Consider the following 2566-nt stretch of genomic DNA (forward strand, 5'->3'; position numbering starts at 1 on the left):
CCTCCGGCCAGGACGCCAGGTCCTCCGCATCGTCCCCGGCCCCCGCGATGCCCGCGGTCCGCTCCTCCCCCGGGGAGCGTGTCGGGCCTCATGAAGAAGCGCGGTCTCTCGTTCGTGCGGCTCGCCCTCCGTCACCGCTGCCGCCTCCTCCTGCTCCTCCTGCTCCTCCTCCGGCGGAGAGCCGGCAGTCGTCGGTCCATACGGGCTCGCTGCCTCGCGAGTCCGTGAGGGATGTCATCCGGTCCCTGGGGCCTCGTGTGAAGGAGTGCTTCGAGAAAGCGGCCCCGCGCTACCCCGGGCCTCAAAAGGTGACAGTCGCCTTCACTCTCCAGGGGCAGGGGCTGTCCGGATTCATCGAGGACGAGGAGGTCGTCGACTCCACCATTCCGGATCCCTGGTTCCAGGCCTGCTTTCTGGAGGTGCTTCATTCCGCCACCTTCTCGGCACCGAAGGATGGGACGGTCCGCATCACCTATCCCTTTGTCTATCAGCCGAACCGGGATGCGGGGACCTGAGCCCGTCTAGCGCCCACCGAGCCTGCCCGAGGCATACGCCTCGCGATTGCCCGAGCGCGAGGGCTTTCCGGAGGTGGACTTGAGCAGCGAGCCTGACTCGCAGAGCGCCACGTCCTTGAGACCGAGGCTCAGCCGAAGCGCCACTTCCTGGCGGATGCGGACCGCCAACGCTCGAGGATCCTCCACGTCCGGCTCGGGCTCCACGCACACCACGACCTCCTCGGTGCCCATCTGCTCGGAGGTGATGCCGAAGGCGACCACGCGGCCCGCCCTGCAGCCTGGGATGGACGCGACGACCTCCTCGATATCCTCTGGGTACAGGTTGGTTCCCCGGTGGATGATGAGGTCCTTCAGCCGCCCCGTGACGAAGAGCTCTCCCTCGGCGAGATAGCCCAAATCGCCCGTTCGGAACCACCCGTCCTCCGTTCGCGAGACGGCGGTGGCCTCCGGGTGCGCGACGTACCCCTCGAAGAGGCTCGGGCTCCGGATTTCAATCTCTCCAATCCGTCGCTCTCCCCGGTGGGAGATCCGCACCTCGCAGCCAGCGATGGGGACGCCACTCGAAGCGAAGACCTTGTCCTCGGCGCTCGGCGGCCCGGCCTCCAGCGCGACAGCATCCCCTTGCGTCAGGAGCGGGGCGCGCCGCACCCGGTCGAGCCGCAGGGGGGAGCCCATGGGCGTCTGCGTCACGGCGAAGGTGTTCTCCGCCATCGCATAGCAGCCCTGGAGCTGGTCCCAGCGGACGCCGTGAGGCCCCATGCGCTCGACAAACCTTGCCAGCGTGCCTGGCCGCACCGGCTCACTGCAGTTGATGAAGGCACGCACCTGCCCGAACTCCATGGCGCCCAGGTCTTCGGCGCGTGTGCGCTGGGCCAGCAGCTCGAAGGCGAAGTTCGGCAGCCAGACGAGGGTCCCCGCCGAATCCGCGATCTGCCGCCACAGCCACTGCGGCCGCTGCACCCACTCAAAGGGAGACAGATGGACGGAGGGCACGCCCATGAAGCAGGGCAGGAGCAGGCAGGCCACGAGCCCCATGTCATGGTAGAGGGGCAACCAGCTCACCACCCGGTCTGTCGAGGAAAGGTGGAGGGCTTCCGCATACGCTTGGACTTGCGAGGCCAGCATGGCGTGCGTGATGGCGACGCCCTTGCGGAGTCCGGTCGTCCCCGACGAGAACTGGAGGAAGGCCACCTTGCCGTCGGAGGCGGGCAGGGGCTCGTCTCCAGCGGGCTCCTCGAGCAGTTCCCGCAGCGGGAGGAGGGCAATCCCGCTGCCGGAGGCCGCCTTCCACCCTTGGAAGGCCGGGGCCAGGGCGTCCGAATACAGCAGGCACGCCGCGCCGCTGGCCGAGATCAGGGGGCTGAAGCTCGCGAAGAATCGCTCGGTGGGCTGCTTGATGGAGGGATGGGAGTAGATCGACGGGATCGCCTCCGCGAAGAGGGCGCCCAGGAAGCCCAGGGCCTGCTCCCGAGGCGAGGAAGACACAATGACAACGACATCCTTCGGGGCCACCCCTCGCCGCATCAGCCCGAGCCCGATGCCGCGGGCCCGCTCCACCAGCTCCGCCCACGTCAGCTCGAGCGTCTCGCCCCCTTGCGTGGGAAACCGGAGCGCCCACCGATGACCCTGGGAGCGGCCATGGTGCTCGAGCCGCTCCCTCAACGTTTCCGTGACCCTGGGAGTCTTCATTCGGGCGTGGGCAGGGCGGACGCGAGCTTGCGCGGGGTGTTGTGGATGAAGAGGTCCGGGCAGGTGACCCCACAGCGCTCCTCGATGGTGGCGATGAGGTGGGCGAACGCGAACGAGTCAAGTCCCAGTCCCAGGAAGGTCACATCCGGCTCCGCGGTGCGTCCGTCGCCGAGAAGTTCGTTCAGGATCTGCTCCAGCACCGGTGGGATCGTCGTGGCGGAGAGGTGCTCCCGAGGGCGACTCCGGAGCTCGGAGCTGGCCCCTGTCTCTTGAGTCGGCGCGGCTTCCTGGGCCGGCGCTCGTGGAGGGCCGGGGGGCTCTCCCGTGAGGAGCTGGGCCAGGGAGGGGATGGAGGCGATGAC

The 2566-nt window shown here is 68.6% G+C and carries 3 protein-coding genes; 1 reads left to right on the forward strand and 2 read right to left on the reverse strand.

All coding sequences use genetic code 11. The annotated features are described in order from the left end of the window. The first annotated feature begins 47 nt into the window (after nucleotides 1-47). Nucleotides 48-515, forward strand: coding sequence for an AgmX/PglI C-terminal domain-containing protein (locus tag D7Y13_RS48885; RefSeq protein WP_147452628.1), 468 nt, complete (start codon nucleotides 48-50; stop codon nucleotides 513-515). A gap of 6 nt (nucleotides 516-521) precedes the next feature. On the opposite strand, the gene D7Y13_RS40705 is transcribed toward D7Y13_RS48885, so the two are convergent. Together D7Y13_RS40705 and D7Y13_RS47330 are read right to left on the reverse strand one after the other, a co-directional pair. Then, the gene (locus D7Y13_RS40705; RefSeq protein ID WP_120585821.1) at nucleotides 522-2204 is read right to left on the reverse strand and encodes an AMP-binding protein; all 1683 of its coding nucleotides are present in this window, start codon (nucleotides 2202-2204) and stop codon (nucleotides 522-524) included. Further along, on the reverse strand, nucleotides 2201-2566 hold a 366-nt coding region (locus D7Y13_RS47330; protein ID WP_147452629.1), incomplete at its 5' end, for an acyl carrier protein. The genes D7Y13_RS47330 and D7Y13_RS40705, both read right to left, overlap by 4 nt.

The sequence above is a fragment of the Corallococcus praedator genome (assembly GCF_003612125.1).
Taxonomy (GTDB): domain Bacteria; phylum Myxococcota; class Myxococcia; order Myxococcales; family Myxococcaceae; genus Corallococcus; species Corallococcus praedator.

What these genes read in the sequence shown, in the direction of transcription:
- D7Y13_RS40705 (WP_120585821.1), bottom strand. Translation starts at nt 2,204, where the DNA reads ATGAAGACTCCCAGGGTCACGGAAACGTTGAGGGAGCGGCTCGAGCAC.
- D7Y13_RS48885 (WP_147452628.1), top strand. Translation starts at nt 48, where the DNA reads ATGCCCGCGGTCCGCTCCTCCCCCGGGGAGCGTGTCGGGCCTCATGAA.